Raw genomic sequence first — 19025 nt, 5'->3', positions numbered from 1 at the left:
CAACAATACGAAAAAGGGCTACCCGCTTTCGGCGGATAGCCCTGGTATTACTAAGCGTTTATTTTCTTTTTATCCCTGGCCGGCAGCACATAATCATATACATCGTCTGCCATGATCGTTTTGCCGGAGAGTATTACCAGGCGGGCCACTACGTTGCCCAGCTCGCGGATATTACCGGACCAGTTATGCTGCTGTAAAGCCTTCATGGCTTCCTTATCAATGGCCTTCTTCGCCATACCGTATTCCTGGCAGGCGCTTTCCAGGAAATGTTCCACCAGCAGGGGAATATCATCGCGGCGGTCATTCAGGGAAGGTACATGTATAAGGATCACGCTGAGACGGTGGTAAAGGTCAAGACGGAAATTCTTTTCCTCGACTTCCTTCAGGAGGTCTTTATTGGTAGCCGCCACCACTCTTACATCCACACTGATCTCTTTATCGCCTCCCACACGGGTGATCTTTCCCTCCTGCAGGGCTCTCAGCACTTTGGCCTGTGCGCTGAGGCTCATGTCCCCGATCTCGTCCAGGAACAGCGTACCGCCATTAGCCTGTTCGAACTTACCGATCCGTTGTTTTACTGCGGATGTAAAGGAACCTTTCTCATGTCCAAACAACTCACTTTCAATCAGTTCGCTGGGAATAGCAGCACAGTTCACTTCCACGATGGGACCGGTTGCCCGGTTGCTGCGTTCATGTATCCAGCGGGCTACCAGCTCCTTACCTACCCCGTTCTCACCGGTCACCAGCACACGGGCATCTGTGGGCGCCACTTTTTCTATTGTTTCCTTTATTTTCAGGATAGGGGCAGAAGTGCCGATCATTTCCTGTGTTTTGTTCACTTTCCGGCGCAGGGTCTTTGTTTCTGTCACCAGCGTGCTTTTATCCATAGCATTACGCAGGGTGATCAGCAACCTGTTGAGGTCCGGTGGTTTGGAGATATAATCGTAAGCGCCTTTTTTTACTGCTTCTACGGCCGTGTCAATATTTCCATGTCCTGATACCATCACAATAGGCACATCGGGATTGGTTTCCTTGGCTTTTTCCAGGAATTCCAGCCCGTCCATCTTGGGCATCTTTATGTCGCACAGAATGGCGTCGTACTGCTTTTCTTTGAACATTTTAAAGCCTTCCGCCCCATCTGCCGCCTCATCTACCTTGTAACCTTCATAGCTCAGGATCTCGGACAACGTTTTACGTATGCTTTTCTCGTCGTCAATTATCAGAATGTTGGCCATATCATTATTTTAGTGAACAACGTACAAAATTAAGGGAAATTACTTGATACCCGCCCAAGATAACAAAATGGGGCAACAACCATACGCCCATCTTCGATACGGGCCATTTGTCTACTAACTTTATGGACTCTCGACATTAATACGTAATTTCATTGATCGTTTCCCTCAATCCTGTAATTCACTTGGATATGCAACAACTTTTAGAAGAATTAAGGCGGAGGCACCAGCTGGCTGCAGCTACGGCCTACCCTCCGACCAGTGCGGTGAACGACTTTGCCAACAATTTTATCAACTGGCTTTTCCCAGAATATACCGGGAAGGTGATGGCTGATATTGTGCTCCTGGAAGAATATGCACATGGCCTGCAATCCGAATTGCAGCATCTGTTACAGCCGATGCAACAACAGTTGCCAGCGGCAGCAGAGGCGCTGAGCCGCCAGTTTATGGAACAGGCGGAAGTCATTTATGATGCATTAAAAAAAGACGCGGAAGCCATTTACAAAGGAGACCCGGCGGCTACCTGTATGTACGAAGTGATACGTGCATATCCTGGTTTTTATGCGATCGCCTTTTACCGCATTGCACATGCATTACAGCAGCTGAAAATACCGCTGCTGCCCCGTATGATCACCGAACGTGCGCATAGCTGCACCGGTATCGACATACATCCGGCAGCAGTAATAGCGCCCTATTTCTGCATTGACCATGGTACCGGTATCGTTATCGGGGAAACCACCGTTATCGGCGCCAATGTTAAGCTCTACCAGGGCGTTACACTGGGTGCATTAAGCGTGGATAAGGATATGGCGCGCAGCAAACGCCATCCTACCATTGAAGACAATGTCATCATATATGCCGGCGCCACCATCCTCGGCGGCGATACTGTGGTAGGTCACCATAGTATTATAGGCGGAAATGTATGGCTCATAAAAAGCACTGCCCCCTTCAGCCGGATCTATTACCGGGCAGACGGCAGTATTAACGTAGTAGAAAACAGTTATTAGATGCATTCGATATTAGATCTTGTTGGTAACACTCCAATGGTGGCGCTTAAAAATATCAGCGCCAATCCGGGGGTAACGATTTATGCAAAACTGGAAGGAAATAATCCGGGAGGCAGTGTAAAAGACAGAGCGGCTTACGGTATGATCAAGGGAGCCCTGGACAGAGGCGAGATCAAACCTGGCATTAAACTGATCGAGGCCACCAGCGGTAACACAGGCATCGCACTGGCCATGATCGCCAGCCTGTTCGGCGTGGAAATCGAGCTGGTGATGCCGGAAGACGCCACCCGTGAAAGGGTGCTGACCATGGAAGCCTTCGGCGCTAAAGTTACCCTGACGCCTAAAGAAGCGTCCATGGAGGGCTCCATCGACTATGCCAATGAGCAGGTAGCCAAAGGTGGTTATCATATGCTGAACCAGTTCGGCAATCCGGATAACTACGGCATGCACTACAAAACCACCGGACCGGAAATATGGCGGGATACCAACCAGGGTATCACGCACTTTGTAAGCGCCATGGGCACCACTGGTACCATTATGGGTGTGTCGAAGTTCCTGAAAGAACAAAACGGGCAGGTACAGATCGTGGGATGTCAGCCTACAGAGGGCTCCAGGATCCCCGGTATCCGTAAATGGCCGGAGGAATACCTGCCGAAGATCTTTGACAGATCGAGAGTAGACCGCATCATGGATATTTCTGAGGAAGAAGCGAAAACGATGACCCGCCGCCTGGCGAAAGAAGAAGGCATTTTCTGCGGTATGAGCAGCGGAGGAGCCGTGTCTGCCGCGGAAAGGATCTCCCGGGAGCTGGAGCACGGAGTGCTGGTTTGTATTATCTGCGACCGCGGGGACAGGTATTTGTCCTCAGATCTGTTTGGAAGCTGATTTTCTCTATTCGCCGCATTCCGCTCCGTCAGGAGCGGCGTGTTTGTAGCCCGGGGTGACAACCCCGGGGACAGTGATGTTTATATCCCCGGACCGCAACGATTGTGTCCCCCGGGAACCATAACGTTTATATCCCCGACCATGACGTTTGCATTTCCACGGGAACCATGACGTTTGCATCAAAACATTTCACAAAACGGGTATAACCCATAAAATTATCAACCGCCGCATTCCGCTCCGTCAGGAGCGACGTGTTTGTAGCCCGGGGTGACAACCCCGGGGACCGTGATGTTTATATCCCCCGGACCGTGACGTTTGTGTTCCCCGGGAACCATAACGTTTATATCCCCGACCATGACGTTTGCATTTCCACGGGAACCATGACGTTTGCATCAAAACATTTCACAAAACGGGTATAACCCATAAAATTATCAACCGCCGCATTCCGCTCCGTCAGGAGCGACGTGTTTGTAGCCCGGGGTGACAACCCCGGGGACCGTGATGTTTATATCCCCCGGACCGTGACGTTTGTGTTCCCCGGGAACCATAACGTTTATATCCCCGACCATGACGTTTGCATTTCCACGGGAACCATGACGTTTGCATCAAAACATTTCACAAAACGGGTATAACCCATAAAATTATCAACCGCCGCATTCCGCTCCGTCAGGAGCGACGTGTTTGTAGCCCGGGGTGACAACCCCGGGGACCGTGATGTTTATATCCCCCGGACCGTGACGTTTGTGTTCCCCGGGAACCATGACGTTTGCATCAAAACATTTCACAAAAACGGGTATAACCCATAAAATTATCAACCGCTGCATTCCGCTCCGTCAGGAGCGACGTGTTTGTAGCCCGGGGTGACAACCCCGGGGACCGTGATGTTTATATCCCCCGGACCGTGACGTTTATATCCCCGACCATGACGTTTGCATCAAAACATTTACCACCCGAAATAAAACAAGAAAGCCGGTCTTCAACAGACCGGCTTCCTTTATTTACAGTTATACTGTTACTTCTTCATGTACATTACTTCCTTCACCAGTTTCACGGTACGCTCGATATCAGGCAGGTACAGTTTCACCAGGTTAGGTGCATAGTGCATTGGCGCATCGGCAGCGGTGATACGACGGATCGGAGCATCGAGGTAATCAAAACCTTCTTTCTGGATGCGGTAAGAGATCTCGGAAGAAACGCTGGAGAATGGCCATTGTTCTTCTACGATTACCAGGCGGTTGGTTTTCTTCACAGATTCCAGGATGGTGAACCAGTCCAGCGGACGGATAGTACGCAGGTCGATCACTTCAGCTTCGATACCTTCTTTGGCCAGTTCTTCAGCGGCACCCAGGGCAACTTTCATCATTTTGTTGAAAGAAACGATGGTCACGTCTTTACCGGCACGTTTGATATCAGCTTTACCAATTGGGATAATGTATTCTTCTTCAGGCACTTCACCCATGTCGCCGTACATCACCTCACTTTCCATGAAAACAACCGGGTCATTATCGCGGATAGCCGCTTTCAGCAGACCTTTTGCATCATAAGGATTGGAAACTGATATTACTTTTAAACCTGGGATATTTGCATAATAGCTTTCGAAAGCGGTAGAGTGCTGAGCACCCAGCTGACCTGCAGAACCGTTTGGTCCGCGGAAAACGATAGGACAACCTACCTGTCCGCCGCTCATTGCCAGCATTTTAGAAGCTGTGTTCAGGATCTGGTCCAGCGCCAGTACAGCAAAGTTCCATGTCATGAATTCCAGAACAGGACGAAGACCATTCTGTGCAGCACCCACACCAATTGCGGTAAAGCCAAGCTCAGCGATCGGTGTATCTATTACCCTCTTAGGGCCAAACTCATCCAGCATTCCCTGGCTAACTTTATAGGCTCCGTTATATTCTGCTACTTCCTCTCCCATCAGGAAAACGCGGTCGTCACGGCGCATTTCTTCCTGCATGGCTTCTCGTAAGGCTTGTCTGAAAGCTATCTGACGCATGCTGTTACTCTTAAAGTTTGAAAGTTAATGCCTCATTTATCTTAAGGCAGGGGCAAAATTATTGTTTGTTGGCGAAAAAGCAAAGGAAAACTTATGAGCAAGCAGCCTGAGATTTTAAATGCTATATATAAAATATTACATATATTAGCGGACTTACTGCCTGTTATAAGTTAATATCCTATCCTATGTTTACCATTACCGTCCTTTTCTTATGCTTTCTGGCGGCCATATCCTGTAAGATCAAAAAAGTCAAGGCCCCGCTGATAACGGGTTTGATCTGGTATTTCCATCTTGTGATGTGTGTATTCTCTGTACTGTGCCTGGTACTGCTCTTCAGCGGCTATGGATTTAAAGGCACCTATACCGAGCGGGTGTTCTATACCCTGTATGCGGGTTCCGGTATTGTATTATATGGACTGACCCAGCAGGAAGTATCCGGCAAATGGGTATACCTCTGCGCTTTTTACGGGTTCCCTTTTGTGCTGCTGTTTGGACTGCTGCTGCCCCCGCTGCGTACGCTGACCGTTATCGCCGGACTGGGGCTATTATCTGACGGGGAAATGAAACGTTACCCGATCGATGACGACTTTTCCCTGCAATCTACCTCTGTAGATATTATTTACCGCTATCCTACCTATAGCCTGGTGCAGGATAAATACTGGTTCTTTGAAAAGATCTCGGGAGATGTGGTAAAACCTGCCGGGCAATTGCAGGCCTTAAAAATGGAGAAAACAACCGGTCAGGACAGCCTCCACCTTTATATGAACCTGGTGAATGAACCAGGCAGGGCCTCACGCTTTGACACGACCATCAGCCTGATACAATAAAATCAGGGCTCAGGGATTTTGGAGTAAGTTTCCCCTGAGCCCTGAGCCCTGTTTATTTTTATACCATATTGGTAATGTACTTTGCGCAGGAAATTCCATACGGATCTCTGAGCCCTGTGTATTTTGTACAATGTTGGAAATGTACCTTACCCAGAAAGTGCTATGCTAATCCCTGAGCCTGTGTATTTTGTACAATGTTGGAGGTGTACTTTACGCAGGAAGTTTGATACTGATCTGTTTTTTATACTAATCTGCTCTTTCAATGATGATCGCACTGGCGCCACCGCCGCCATTACAGATGCCGGCTACACCATAACGGGCATTGTTCTGACGCAGAATGGAACTGAGCGTCACGACGATACGCGCACCGCTGCAGCCGATGGGGTGCCCCATGGAAACGGCGCCTCCCCATACATTCACCTTGTCCGGCGACAGTCCCAGGTCGCGCTCATTGGCGATAGGCACACAGGAGAAGGCTTCATTGATCTCCACGAAATCCATGTCTGCCACAGTCAGCTTCGCCTTTTCCAGTGCTTTATTGATCGCTTTTACAGGAGTGGTCGTGAACCATTCAGGCGCCTGGGAAGCATCTGCAAAGCTAATGATCTTTGCCAAAGGCTTCAATCCCAGTTCTTTCAGCTTCTCCCCGCTCACCAGTAATACCGCTGCTGCGCCATCGTTCAGATTAGAGGCATTGGCTGCCGTAATGGTACCGTCTTTCTGGAAGGTAGGTTTCAGCGTAGGGATCTTGTCGAAGTTTACCTTCTTATAGTCTTCATCCTCTGTCACAGTGATCACCTGTTTACCAGGCACTTCCACAGGGATGATCTCATTTTTATAATATCCCTTTTCAGTAGCCGCCGCCGCTCTCTTATAGCTTTCGATAGCGTATGCATCCTGTTCTTCACGGGAGATCTTGTATTCCGTAGCACAGATCTCTGCTGCATTTCCCATGTGGAAATCCTTATAAGGGTCCCAGAGGCCGTCCCTGATGATCCCATCTGTAACCGCTCCATGCCCCAGCCTGTAACCATTACGGGCTTTATCCAGATAGTAAGGCACATTGCTCATACTCTCCATGCCACCGGCCACTACCACGTCATTATCGCCGGAGAGGATGCTTTGCGCGCCTAACATGATGGCTTTCATGCCGGAAGCACATACCTTATTAACTGTTGTACAAGGCACATTAGTAGGAATACCGGCATAGATACTTGCCTGGTTGGCAGGCGCCTGGCCCAGGTTGGCACTGATCACATTACCCATATATACTTCATTCACTGCCGTGGAGGGTACGCCCGCTTTTTCCAAAGCTGCTTTCATTACCAGGGCGCCCAGCTGTGTAGCAGTGATTGCCGACAATGCACCGTTAAAGGAACCAATGGGGGTACGCACTGCTGAAACTATAAATACTTCTTTCATCCGTAGAAATTTTCGTCACACCCTGCGGCGTAACTGTTAAGATTGTTTGGTTTCCACCAAATATAACGGAATTTCAGAAACGATAGCCCAGCTTAAGTCCAAATGCTGCAGTAGCGTGATATCCCTGCTCGTCAATATGAAAAGCGTTGTTAGCTATACCCGGATCTTTTTGCTGGAACAGATCCGGTGCTTCCGGCTTCATGCGACTAAAAACGGTATCCTACCTTAATTCCCATAGGTACATTTATGTCCCACCCTGTTCTTGGCTCGTGTGCGGAATAACTACTATTATCCTCGAGGTAACTGTCTGCAGAAGGAACTTTGTTTTTAAAATCCACATCCCTGTATTTAAGCCCCAGCCCGATATAGAACTCTATCATGAATTTATGCGGTTTATCAAAGAATAACTGGCAGCCCACCTTACCGGATGTACCATAGATATTCTTAACCTTCTCATAAGCTGAGATCTTCTCATAATCGGGCTTCCAGCTGGTAGGATCCGACCTCACCGGCTCTATCCACTCTTCCAGGTAATTAACGCGTTTATATGAAATTTCCTGGGCGAAGAATAGTTTATATGTATGCGCTCTGCCCGGCAGATAGTAACGTATTTCGGGACGGATGCGGAAGCCTTTGGCCATCGGTGAATACCTGCCCCTGAGATTGTAATCCGCCTTCTCATCAATGAAGATCCAGGTGCCTTCTATCAGTACACCCCAGTTTTTTTCATAGCGGTATTCCAGCGCCAGGGAAACGCCGCCATCAGGCTCTCTGAGCGTTACAAGATTGGTGCTGATACGTAGTCCTGTAAGCAGGGAATCGGGTGTATTTCTCTGGGCTTTGGCTGAAACAGTAATGAGTAGGCAAAGTATAAGGATAGCGTATAGTTGTTTCATTTAGTAAGGCAGTTGAGAGATTAACGTTGGAGATACAGGAGATGCTGCTATGCTGTAACAGGATATTTGCTTGTCATCATGAAGCAGTAAGAAGTTGCCATTGTTCACTATATCTGAATAATTACCGATAAACAACTGTCCCGCTATGGCAGGCGCAGCCCCGGCGATATCTACTATTGTCATCCCCTCCCCGGCTATATACATATATTTGCCCACTATCAAAAACGCATTTGCCATGCCTACCTCCAAACGATTTAATTCAATAACACCGGTGGTATCTTTTCTCAATTTGAATTTAAACAGGCTGGAAGAGAACTTACAGACATTTTTCCGGCTGGAAATGGCATAAGCGGTGTTACCTGTTGCTGTCAGTTTTAAACAAAAAGACAGGTTATCATAGAAGGAAAGGCTCTCCAGGCTGGCCGTATCATGCCGGTAAATGCTGGATCTATACACAAGTCCCAGTTCATCATTCAGTAAGATCATACTGTCTACCCTTGAACCCTGCAGTCCATAACTCTTCGCCAGCTTCGGTAGCTCCGGAGATGATAACGAGTACATGTCCAGCGACTCAGCGCTCACCAGGTAAAGCTTTTTACGCAGAACGACCAGGCCTGCATTGTTGTGCTCCATTCCACCCGGATGCCCACCACGAGATTGCCTGCGACATTGGGGATTATTGATTTTTGCCTTGCGCCAGCCAATCACAACTCCCTTTGACGGATCAACGCATTCGAAATAATCAACGTCCGGGCCGGCAGGATAATTCAGTTGCCGCCAGATGCCGGCCACCCTGCCTATAGTCATATCCGCAGAAAGTGCTTTTAGCGGTATGGCGATCAGGTCATCATAATTATTCACGTACAGGTAATCGCCATCAATGGCAGCCACCTCAAAGCCCGGAATGCGGAGAAAGCCTGTTTTTACAGGGTGAGCGGGATCCTGGTAAGAAATAACGTGTAAGCCTGAATCAATTTCTTCCTGCAGTACATTCGTACCCGCTGTAAACAGTTTTCCACCATTCACCGTCTTGCGGGGCGGCTGGAAACTAATCTGTTTCAAAGAAGCATCGGTACTGTAAATCGGCGCATAACCGTCCACCATTCCACGCTGCCAGGGATTATCATCATGGCAGGCAGCAAGAAGGCAACAGCAAGTAAACAATACATAGGTTTGTAAAAGGCGGATCATATATAGGCTAGGTATTTCCAATGAAGCGTGCAATGCCGGCGGGATGTTACATGAACGGCGTTAAGGAAACGTTAAAGGCATACGCTCCGGAAAAACAATGGTAGATAAAAAGAAACCGTCTCAAAAAATTGAGACGGCCCTTTCTTCAAGCATAACCGGTCCTTGCGATAACCGGAATCTGTTTTACCAGCCACTATTATTTGGCAGGGCATTCGGGTTGAGTGCTGTTTCACTTTGCGGCACCGGCCAGAGATAATCACGACCTGCATTGAAACTACGCTGCTCTACCAGTACATGTTTACCATAGTCCTGTCTTGTCTGATCAAAGTTGTTCAGGATGCCGTATACAGCACCCGACATCACGGTTTCAGCAATCTTCCAGCGACGAATATCAAACAGGCGGTTATCTTCCATCGGGAACTCCACATGTCTTTCACGGCGTACCGCATCGCGCAATGCTGCCTGACCTGGATAATCGGCGGCTGTCAGCACGGGCATCATTACGCCCGGCCTTTGCCTTACCCGGTTAATGGCATCGTATACGGAAGCATCGATCTGGTTAGCTTCAATTTTAGCTTCGGCATAGGTCAGCAGTACTTCTGCATATCTTAACAGCACCACGTCATTGTAAGAGTTGCCGTCCCAGTTCCCCTGGATATCGGCAGGTACATATTTTTTATAATAGAAACCCGTCAGCGATGCATTGTTCTTGCTTAATGCGTCCAGGCTCTTTGTATTGCTCACATCAATGGTAATGCCGTTCACCTCCACTCCAGGCACCACTACCGTCATTTTCAGACGGGGATCGCGGTTATCATAAGGATGTGCTGCATCATAAAGCGCTGACTTATCTATCGTCTTCCCATCTGTACACTCATAGGCATCCACAAGTGATTGTAATGGCACCACCTGCGACCAGCCGCCGAGAGAAGGTCCGCCTACCCAGGTAGCCATCGCGTTTGGCAATGTATTCTTTACATAACGGGCAGAGAATATGATCTCCTGGCTGTTCTTGTTCGTACCGTTGAACAGGCTTACATAGTTGTTGTCGATCAGGTATGTATTCAGGTCCATCACTTCCTTAGCCGCAGCTGCTGCCTCTGTATAGCGGCCCTCATACAGCAGTACACGCGCCTTTAAGGCCAGCGCAGCTCCCTTTGTAGCACGGCCAACATTGTTGGCATCGTAGGTAACAGGAAGATATTTCGCGATAGTATCCAGCTCTGCTACCAGGAACTGTGCTACTTCTGCACGGGGCGTACGCTTTGCAGCAAAGTCGCTTACCGGCGGAATAGTTGTTCTCAGCGGCACATCGCCATACAATCCTATCAGCTGCTGATAGGCAAATGCCCTGATAAAACGGGCTTCCCCTTTCAGGCGTTTATTGAGGGAATCTGACAATGCCTTGTCACGGTCAATGTTATCCAGCACGTCATTACAGGAAGCGATCATCTTATAAAAATTGCTCCAGAAGTTGGCAAACATGCCGGTGCCGATAGACGCACTTCCGTTACCAACAAGCCTTACATCGCTTGGCCAGTCGCTCCAGGAGTAACTGTCGTCCGTTGCGCAGCTCAGGAATATGCGGTTGTCCACATCGCCCAGGCGGCGGTAACAGTTGTTTACGGCATTGATGGCGTCCGCTTCGGTAGTCCAGTAATTTTCCCGGCTCACAGCATTCTGCGGCTGTTCATCCAGGTATTTTTTACAGGCCGTCATTGATACAAATCCGGCCAGGGTGAATATAATTGCTAGTTTCTTCATGACTGCTTAGTTTAAAATTGCACGTTTAATCCAAAGTTGATCGTTCTCACCTGTGGGTAATACCTGCTATCGTTTGGCGCTTCCGGATCAATGTCTTTCGGCAGGGAAGAGAAGGTCAGGAGGTTTTGTCCGCTTACATAAATACGGCATCTGTCAAAGCCGGCCCGTTTCATGATATGATCCGGCAATGTATAACCCAGCTGCACACTTTTCAGTCGCAGGTAAGCGCCGCTCTTCACCCAGTAAGAAGAAGACTGATAGTTCTGCGTAGTGTTCACCAGTCTTGGGAAAGCAGCACCTGTATTGGTCGTTGTCCAGCTGTTCAGGTGTTCTTCCCTGAAGTTACCGTCGTTGGACGTCGGCGCCCTTTCTATCGGCAGTGTATGAATAGATACTTTACCTACTCCCTGGAAAAAGGCAGACAGGTCGAAGTGTTTGTAATCAGCACCGAGGTTGAAGCCATACGTATAGCGTGGGATGTTACTGCCCAGGTATACCATATCGCCGCCTTTACTCACTGCGCCTTCTTTTACCTGCTTGTCATTGTTCTGATCTTTATAGATCAGGTCACCAGGGCCGGTAGTGGGGAATGGCTGTGTAGCATGTGCCGCTACCTGTGCGGCATTCTGGAAGATGCCTTCTACCTGGTAGCCATAGAAACCCCCGATAGGCTGTCCTGTAATAAGGCCGGTATAAATGAAGTTATTATCCCTTGAGATCGCATCCGTATTCTTAATGTCAACGATCTTGTTGCGCACATCAGAAAGGTTACCACCTACATGATAATCCACCTCGCCGATCTTACCACGATAGTTCAGTGATACTTCCCATCCTGTGTTCTGTACCTTACCTGCGTTCTGTGCAGAGGGGTCCAGGCCTACGGAAGGATTGATAGGCAGGAACAGCAGGATATCCTTTGTGTTCTTCTTATAGTAATCAAAAGTGAAATCCAGGTTCCTGAACAATGTCGCATCCACACCTATGTCGGTCATGACGGTTGTTTCCCATGTCAGGCCTGAGTTGGGATAGATCTGGATACCTGCAGTAGGATTCAGCACGCCACCAAAAGGATAACTGTTGTAATAGTATACTGACTGGTAAGGATAGTTAGTAGATTGTTTATCCCTGTCGAGGATAACGTCATTCCCCAGCTCACCCCATGAGCCACGTAATTTCAGGTTGTTGATGAAGGTCAGGTCATGCATGAATTCCTCTGAAGAGATACGCCAGCCGGCAGAGAAAGAGGGGAACATGCCCCATTTCTGGCCATCGGAGAAACGGGAGGAACCGTCGCGGCGGAGATTCGCTTCAAAGAGATATTTATCGTTGTAGGAATAGTTCAGTCTTCCGAAGAAAGATACCAGTGAATAGGCAACGCCATTACCGGTAGCGATCTGCCCGGTGGCAGCACCGGCGTCGATCTGTTCAATCGTACCATTCGGCAGGTTCACCCTGTAACCGCTCAGGTCATCGGTGGTTTCAGACAAACGGGAAGCACCCGCCAGCAGCGTGAAATTGTGCTTACCGAAGCTATGTGTATATTCTGCCAGTCCCTGGTAGTTCCTGAACCAGTAACCCTGGTAAGCCTTCCTGATCGTGTTCTGCCCCAGTGTCAACGTCTTTTCATTGGTGGGGAAATCAGTAAAGTATGTCAGCGCCTTTTCATGCATGCTGTTGTAGTCGGACCTGTAGTTAACAGAAGTGAGGCCCGTCAGTTTCAGGCCTTTCACCAGGTTGTAGGTGGCCTTGAAGTTGCCTGTAAAGAGATTGCTTTTGTACTGGTAAAGACCTCCTTCTTCCTGGAGGCGGATAGGGTTCTGACCACCTCTCACCAGTGCCCAGGTGCCATCTGAATATTTATTTACAGAAAGCGGGTTCACTACGGCTGCCTGTCCGAACTGGTACCATGCCGATCCGGAAGCGCCCTGTGGCTCCTGCCTGTCGCCCAGCCGGGCGGCAATATCAGCGCTGAAGGTCAGTTTCTTTGTAACGTTGATATCAGTATTCAGACGAACAGTGAGACGGTTGAAATCCATGTTGGAGATCAGGCCTTTCTGATCGAAGTAGTTAGTGGAGAATCGGTATTTAATATCTTCTGTCCCACCCGATATGCCCAGGCTATGTTCCTGTTGAAATCCGCTGCCGGTCAATACATCATCCAGCCAGTAGTTGTCCGGATACAGATCTTTATTACGGTTAGGGTCATCATAGGCAGCAATTTGCGCATCGGTATAGGTAGGGTTCGCACCGGAATTCGTCGCGGTCTGGTTCACCAGTTTCATGAAGTCTTTTGCGCCTACATATTTTGCCAGGCGTGCAGGACGCTGCCATGCAAAATAGTTCGAGTAGCTCACTTTGGCTTTACCTGAGGCGCCTCTTTTGGTAGTGATCAGGATCACGCCATTGGCAGCCCTTACACCATATATAGCTGAAGATGCCGCATCTTTCAGTACAGAGTAGGAGGCGATATCGTTCATGTCCACATCGTTCATATTCATCTGCACACCATCTACCAACACCAGCGGATCTGTACTGTTCAATGTACCAACACCGCGGATGCGGATAGTACCCTGGTCAGCGCCCGGCTGTCCGCTACCGGTGGTCACTGTTACACCGGGGGCCATCCCCTGCAGGGCGGCAGATACCTGGCCTACTGGTTTCCAGCTTACATCTTTACCATCTATGGCGCTGATAGCACCGGTAACGTTTACTTTCTTCTGCGTACCATAGGCTACTACCACCACTTCGGATATAGCGGTAACATCCTGCGTCAGTTTCACGGTAACGGTAGTACGACCAGCCAGTGCTACTTCCTGTTTGGTATAACCAATAAAGGAAAATTCCAGCACCGCATTTTCATTGGGCACCTGCAACGACCAGGAGCCGTCAACACCGGTAGAAGTGCCGTTGGCAGTACCTTTCACCAGCACAGTTACGCCTGGCAGCGGCTGACCATTATCGTCGGTCACCACGCCTTTTACAGGAATGGCCGCAGGAGCAGCAAGCAGAGTAGTGCTCATCACCGGCTGTACCTGGGAAGAGGTGTTTTCCCGGGAACCCGCAGGGGCAGGTGTATCAGCAGGTTCATCATCCTGCTGGAAGATAATGTAGAATCCCTCTCCCATCTTTTTATAGCGGAGTTTATTAGGCGTAGTGATACCCTTCAGTTCTTCTTCCAGGGAGGAAGTTCTGTTGTTTTCAACACGCGACAATTGCAATTTTGCGAGATTGCTCTTGTACATGAAGTGTACATTGTATTTTACTTCAAGCCCATCCAGCACATTTTTCAATGACTTAGTCTGTGATCTTTCGAAGGGGCTGACAGGTTTACCCAGCGCTGCCAGGTCCTGCGCATCTGCCGGCATATTGCAATAACATGCCATGCCCATAGCAGCCATAAAGGCACTAATGAACTTGTTCATACATTTAAATTTGAATGATTACCTGTGCTGCGGTCACTACATGCCGTTGTACACCGGCCTGCAGTATTTACTGCATTGTTTTTAATTACGCTTTCTCTCGATTATAACGATATTGTTAACATGGCTTACCTTCAGGTGAAAGAGCTGTGAGAGTCCATCCAGCAGCATATCCATTTGCTGGCTGGGCACTGTACCCGTAAATTCCTGGTGTAATAATGAAGTGTCCCTGATCTCTACGGTCACGCCGTAAGTATCTTCCAGTTGCTGCGCCAGCTCGGCGAAGCTGGCATTTTCAAACTGCAGGCTGTTTCTTTTCCAGGAAGAATAACGCTGTGCATCTGTGTGATTCTTGACCTTCGTACGTACCTGTTCTTTGTACTCCACCAGGTCGCCCGGTTGCATGATGATGGTTTCCTCTGGCGTGTTATTGCTGTGCAGGCGTACCTTTCCGCTGTTCAGCACTACCTGCATACGCCCGTGGCGGTCCACCAGGTTAAAGCTGGTACCCAGCACTTCCACATTCATTTTACTGGCTGTGTGTACAATGAATGAACGAGGCACTGTGGAGGGCTTAACAGCAAAGAAGGCTTCTCCTTCCACCCATACCTCACGGTTTGAGGAACGCCCCCAGTTGTTGACATAACGTAGTGTACTGTTACCATTGAGGGTCACCTCCGACTGATCCGGCAGTACCACCCTGCGTATTTCTCCATAAGCTGTCCTGATAACGGCATTGCGGTGATGATCGTAAACTTTCCAGCCGCCATAAGCAAGCAATAAGGTGCCCGACAACACAGCGGCTGCTTTGAGACCTGTAAACCAACGGGGCCGGCGAAAACGTGGCTGCACCTGACCAGTGGTATCGAGGATACGCTGGTAGAGCTCCGCTGACTGAGAAGGCGACATCATGATATCCGGCTTGGCCATATCAAGGTCCCGCGTCATGACAGTATCCAGGTATTCCCTTCCCGCAGGAGTGGCAAACCATTCAAGTACCCTTTCATATTCTTCCGGAGTACATTGGTTAAGCTGGTATTTATGCAGCAGACTTTGGTCGAATTGCTCCATAATGTGGACTTACAGTGAAAATATTGACAAATGAAATGTTCCGTTCTGTGTAATACTACACCCGGGAAAATGAAAAGTATTATATGCCCCGAAAAAAAATTTAAAAAAAGATAACAATGAAAAGTGCGGCCCCCAGCAATGCGCTCATCATAATTTTTAATGCGTGCTTCAATGCTTTACTGGCCTGGGCATACTGAAATTTGACAGTATTGATGGACAATCCCAGTTGCCGGGCTACTTCTTCATTGCTAAGTCCTTCGTAGGAGCGCAGGCGGAAGATCTTTTTCTTTTGGGCGGAGAGATTGTTGACGGCGCGGTCTACCACCTTGCGGTAATCATTAAATATAACGGTAGATTCGGCGTCACTATGTTCGTTGCCGGCGTTGCAGATCAGTTCATATTGTTTGGACAGGCTGCGTTTATGATCGCGGATGAGGTTCAGTACATGGAACTTGAGGCATTTAAAGAGGAAATTGCGTACTCCCTGCGAGGGGTCCAGTTCTTCCCGGTGCAACCATACCTTCACGAATACTTCGTGTACAGCATCCTCCGCCGCAGTGCTGCTCTTCAGATATTTACTAGCCGTGCTATACAGATGTTGATGATAGGCAGCATATAATTCTTCAAAAGCGTTGTGGTCACCGTTGCGCAGGCGTGCAGCCAGCTGTTGATCATTATTGACAATATGCATGGACACTGTTCAGATCCCCCCTCTCTGTGAATGCTGTTTGAGTTTTAAACGTGTTCTCTAAAATTAGACCTTACTACTATTTCAAATAAATGGTAAATTATCCAAGTAAGATATTTTTTTAACATTAGCTATCTTAAACAAAAAGATCCCGCCCGCGGCTACTATCAAATAAGATAGCTATCACAACATCAATGGCTGTATTTTACGTGTATCATCCACTGTGATATAACAGGTAACAACAGCTGATATTCAACAATGTTATGCTGATATTGTGTACACTACAGGCCCCTGCCGGTCATGCACAGAGATGGCTCCTTTTGGCTGTACGGGGTTTCTAACTTGGGTTGTCCATCAAGATACATTTAAAGCGAAATGGCCGGCTCAACCACACATTCAAAATATCAACTATACACAATAGGCCTCCAAATTAACGACATAGACACCCGGCCCGCTCAAGCGCTGAAATTTAGTTAAGTTTGCAGTCTGAATTTAGCGCCATTGATTTCACAGAATACCATACAACAGATACTTAGCCGGATTGACATTGTGGAGATAGTGGGCAATTTCGTGAAACTTAAAAAACGGGGTGCCAACTATTTAGGGCTATGTCCTTTCCACAACGAGAAGTCGCCCTCCTTCACGGTTACGCCAAGTAAGGAAATATTCAAATGCTTCGGTTGCGGCCAGAGTGGCAATGCCATCAAGTTCCTGATGGAACACGAGAAGTATTCCTATGTGGAAGCCTTACGCTGGCTGGCGCAGAAATATGACGTGCCTATTGAGGAAACCGAGGTAAGCCCGGAAGCCAGGCAGCAGCAGCTGATGGCAGACAGCCTTTACATCATCAATAGCTTCGCCCGCGAATACTTTTCCAATACACTCTTCAACACTGAAGAAGGACAGAATGTAGGTCTCAGTTATTTTGAAGAACGTGGTTTTACCCAGGAAACCATCCGTAAGTTCCAGCTGGGCTATAGCCTCAACTCCTGGGATGCTTTTACCAAAACAGCCCTGTCAAAAGGCTATAACCTGGAATACCTGCAGAAAACGGGACTGGTCACCGTCAGGAACGAGCAGCCGGGCGATAACTACCGGGGCCGTGTGATCTTCCCCATTCATAACCAGAGCGGGAAGGTATTGGGCTTTGGTGCGCGTATCCTTGTCAAGAACGACCGCGCCCCCAAATACATTAACTCACCGGAAAACGAGATCTATGTAAAGAACAGGGTGCTTTATGGTACCTACTTTGCCCGGCATGCGATCGATAAACTGAACGAATGCCTGCTCGTGGAAGGATATACCGACGTGATCTCCCTCCACCAGGCGGGCATTGAGAACGTGGTGGCATCCAGTGGTACCTCCCTTACGCAACACCAGCTGCGGCTCATCAAAAAATATACGAACAACCTCACCATCCTCTTCGACGGGGACAACGCCGGTATCAAGGCGGCCCTGCGAGGCCTGGATATGGCCATCGAGGAAGGATTGAACGTAAAGCTGGTTTTAATACCCGATAAGGAAGACCCGGACAGCTATGTGCAGAAAATAGGTGCAGATGCTTTCCGTGAGTTTATAGCCAGCAACAAGCAGGATTTCGTGCTATTCAAGCTGCAGATCTCTATGCAGGATGCAGGCAATGACAGCAACCGCAAATCACAGCTGGTAAACGAGATTGCGGAGACCATCTCCAAGATCGACAAAACGGAAGACTTCACCCGTCAGCAGGACTACATCCGCCAGTGTAGCCAGGTGTTGAAGATCGACGAACAGGGCCTCATCAACCTGGTCAATAAGTTCATCCGTGAGCGTTTCCAGAAAAAAGAGCAGCAGCACGCCAGGGACAATGGCCCCTCGGCGCCACCGATGGACGACGAGCTCTCTCCTGAGGCCATTGCTGCCATGGAGGCGATGGAAAACGGCGGAGAACCGGCTGTTAACTTCTTCAACCCGGATGAAAAACAGGAAAGGGAACTGGTGAAAATACTCCTGCGCTTTGGCGATAAACCTTTCAGTGAGGAAGATAAAAGCTCTGTGGCTGACTATATCTTCCACCTGCCCTACGACTTCGAATCGCTGGCAGACAATGAACTGGTGAAACGGATATTGCGGGAGTACAAAGAGATGTATGACCAGGACAACCTACCCGATAAAAAATGGTTCCTGTATCATAATGACCAGGATATTGCCGGCATGGTAGTGGGTATCATGGAAGATAAAGAAGCCGAACTAAGCGCTGCCTGGAAAGAAAAATTTGAAATAGATACGGTATATGGCGATAATGCATACCTCCGGGATACGATCTCAACGACCAACTATCTCATCCTGAGGAAGATCCGTAAAATGATCGTGGAAAACCAGCAGGAAATGGAACGCTCTACCGTATTTGAAGAGCAGATCAAGTGTATTGAGATGCATAAGCACCTGAAGCAGCTGGAGGCAGAGCTGACCCAGGGAATCGGGACAGTTATTTTCAGGTAGCTTTTGTCAGGATGACAGCTGAGGCCTTCTGTTCCTATAAGGGACGAAGAAGCGACCTGTTAGCGACGAAGAAGCGACGTCCAGAACTTTTACTCAAAACGCTTACAGTTATATATGAAAGGGGGCCGACTGTCAGACAGTCAGCC

General features: G+C 48.6%; 14 protein-coding genes. 4 read left to right on the top strand and 10 right to left on the bottom strand.

The window, feature by feature from the left end:
* Positions 1-50: 50 nt before the first annotated feature.
* Positions 51-1235, bottom strand: a complete 1185-nt coding sequence (locus MYF79_RS11245; protein ID WP_199658223.1) for a sigma-54-dependent transcriptional regulator — start codon at positions 1233-1235, stop codon at positions 51-53.
* 188 nt (positions 1236-1423) lie between these two features.
* Between MYF79_RS11245 and MYF79_RS11240 the strand changes: the two genes are divergently transcribed.
* Together MYF79_RS11240 and cysM are read left to right on the top strand one after the other, a co-directional pair.
* A complete protein-coding gene (locus tag MYF79_RS11240) occupies positions 1424-2239 on the top strand; it encodes a serine O-acetyltransferase (protein ID WP_247813968.1) in 816 nt (271 codons plus the stop codon).
* Positions 2240-3124: a cysteine synthase CysM gene (gene cysM, locus MYF79_RS11235; protein WP_199658225.1), complete on the top strand. Its 885-nt coding sequence runs from the start codon at positions 2240-2242 to the stop codon at positions 3122-3124.
* Between the two features lie 1012 nt (positions 3125-4136).
* Here cysM and MYF79_RS11230 read toward each other — a convergent pair.
* Positions 4137-5120 (bottom strand): pyruvate dehydrogenase complex E1 component subunit beta, encoded by a 984-nt coding sequence (locus MYF79_RS11230; protein WP_199658226.1) that lies wholly within the window; start codon positions 5118-5120, stop codon positions 4137-4139.
* Between the two features lie 185 nt (positions 5121-5305).
* On the opposite strand from MYF79_RS11230, the gene MYF79_RS11225 reads away from it, so the two are divergent.
* Positions 5306-5947, top strand: a complete 642-nt coding sequence (locus MYF79_RS11225; protein ID WP_247813967.1) for a hypothetical protein — start codon at positions 5306-5308, stop codon at positions 5945-5947.
* A 246-nt stretch (positions 5948-6193) separates the two neighbouring features.
* Here the strand turns inward: MYF79_RS11225 and MYF79_RS11220 are convergent, their stop codons facing one another.
* The 8 genes from MYF79_RS11220 to MYF79_RS11190 form a co-directional block, all read right to left on the bottom strand.
* Positions 6194-7369, bottom strand: coding sequence for an acetyl-CoA C-acyltransferase (locus tag MYF79_RS11220; protein ID WP_247813966.1), 1176 nt, complete (start codon positions 7367-7369; stop codon positions 6194-6196).
* 73 nt (positions 7370-7442) lie between these two features.
* Positions 7443-7571 carry a hypothetical protein gene (locus MYF79_RS32410; RefSeq protein WP_262922393.1) on the bottom strand — a complete coding sequence of 43 codons (129 nt, stop codon included), beginning with the start codon at positions 7569-7571 and terminating at the stop codon, positions 7443-7445.
* Positions 7572-7575: 4 nt separating this feature from the next.
* Complete coding sequence (locus tag MYF79_RS11215; RefSeq protein ID WP_247813965.1) at positions 7576-8265, bottom strand: DUF3575 domain-containing protein; 690 nt, start codon at positions 8263-8265, stop codon at positions 7576-7578.
* The gene (locus tag MYF79_RS11210) at positions 8266-9456 is read right to left on the bottom strand and encodes a hypothetical protein (RefSeq protein ID WP_247813964.1); all 1191 of its coding nucleotides are present in this window, start codon (positions 9454-9456) and stop codon (positions 8266-8268) included. It lies immediately after the preceding gene.
* A gap of 183 nt (positions 9457-9639) precedes the next feature.
* The gene (locus MYF79_RS11205) at positions 9640-11220 is read right to left on the bottom strand and encodes a RagB/SusD family nutrient uptake outer membrane protein (RefSeq protein WP_247813963.1); all 1581 of its coding nucleotides are present in this window, start codon (positions 11218-11220) and stop codon (positions 9640-9642) included.
* A gap of 11 nt (positions 11221-11231) precedes the next feature.
* Positions 11232-14642: a SusC/RagA family TonB-linked outer membrane protein gene (locus tag MYF79_RS11200; protein ID WP_247813962.1), complete on the bottom strand. Its 3411-nt coding sequence runs from the start codon at positions 14640-14642 to the stop codon at positions 11232-11234.
* Positions 14643-14723: 81 nt separating this feature from the next.
* A complete protein-coding gene (locus MYF79_RS11195) occupies positions 14724-15710 on the bottom strand; it encodes a FecR family protein (protein ID WP_247813961.1) in 987 nt (328 codons plus the stop codon).
* A gap of 100 nt (positions 15711-15810) precedes the next feature.
* On the bottom strand, positions 15811-16401 hold the full coding sequence (locus tag MYF79_RS11190) for an RNA polymerase sigma factor (protein ID WP_247813960.1): 591 nt from the start codon (positions 16399-16401) through the stop codon (positions 15811-15813).
* A 498-nt stretch (positions 16402-16899) separates the two neighbouring features.
* On the opposite strand from MYF79_RS11190, the gene dnaG reads away from it, so the two are divergent.
* Complete coding sequence (dnaG, locus tag MYF79_RS11185; RefSeq protein WP_247813959.1) at positions 16900-18879, top strand: DNA primase; 1980 nt, start codon at positions 16900-16902, stop codon at positions 18877-18879.
* Positions 18880-19025 lie beyond the last annotated feature (146 nt).

It is taken from the genome of Chitinophaga filiformis, assembly GCF_023100805.1.
Classification (GTDB): Bacteria; Bacteroidota; Bacteroidia; order Chitinophagales; family Chitinophagaceae; genus Chitinophaga; species Chitinophaga filiformis_B.
This window is presented reverse-complemented; position numbering and strand designations above follow the sequence as displayed.

What these genes read in the sequence shown, in the direction of transcription:
- MYF79_RS11245 (WP_199658223.1), bottom strand. Translation starts at nt 1,235, where the DNA reads ATGGCCAACATTCTGATAATTGACGACGAGAAAAGCATACGTAAAACG.
- MYF79_RS11240 (WP_247813968.1), top strand. Translation starts at nt 1,424, where the DNA reads ATGCAACAACTTTTAGAAGAATTAAGGCGGAGGCACCAGCTGGCTGCA.
- cysM (WP_199658225.1), top strand. Translation starts at nt 2,240, where the DNA reads ATGCATTCGATATTAGATCTTGTTGGTAACACTCCAATGGTGGCGCTT.
- MYF79_RS11230 (WP_199658226.1), bottom strand. Translation starts at nt 5,120, where the DNA reads ATGCGTCAGATAGCTTTCAGACAAGCCTTACGAGAAGCCATGCAGGAA.
- MYF79_RS11225 (WP_247813967.1), top strand. Translation starts at nt 5,306, where the DNA reads ATGTTTACCATTACCGTCCTTTTCTTATGCTTTCTGGCGGCCATATCC.
- MYF79_RS11220 (WP_247813966.1), bottom strand. Translation starts at nt 7,369, where the DNA reads ATGAAAGAAGTATTTATAGTTTCAGCAGTGCGTACCCCCATTGGTTCC.
- MYF79_RS32410 (WP_262922393.1), bottom strand. Translation starts at nt 7,571, where the DNA reads ATGAAGCCGGAAGCACCGGATCTGTTCCAGCAAAAAGATCCGGGTATA.
- MYF79_RS11215 (WP_247813965.1), bottom strand. Translation starts at nt 8,265, where the DNA reads ATGAAACAACTATACGCTATCCTTATACTTTGCCTACTCATTACTGTT.
- MYF79_RS11210 (WP_247813964.1), bottom strand. Translation starts at nt 9,456, where the DNA reads ATGATCCGCCTTTTACAAACCTATGTATTGTTTACTTGCTGTTGCCTT.
- MYF79_RS11205 (WP_247813963.1), bottom strand. Translation starts at nt 11,220, where the DNA reads ATGAAGAAACTAGCAATTATATTCACCCTGGCCGGATTTGTATCAATG.
- MYF79_RS11200 (WP_247813962.1), bottom strand. Translation starts at nt 14,642, where the DNA reads ATGAACAAGTTCATTAGTGCCTTTATGGCTGCTATGGGCATGGCATGT.
- MYF79_RS11195 (WP_247813961.1), bottom strand. Translation starts at nt 15,710, where the DNA reads ATGGAGCAATTCGACCAAAGTCTGCTGCATAAATACCAGCTTAACCAA.
- MYF79_RS11190 (WP_247813960.1), bottom strand. Translation starts at nt 16,401, where the DNA reads ATGCATATTGTCAATAATGATCAACAGCTGGCTGCACGCCTGCGCAAC.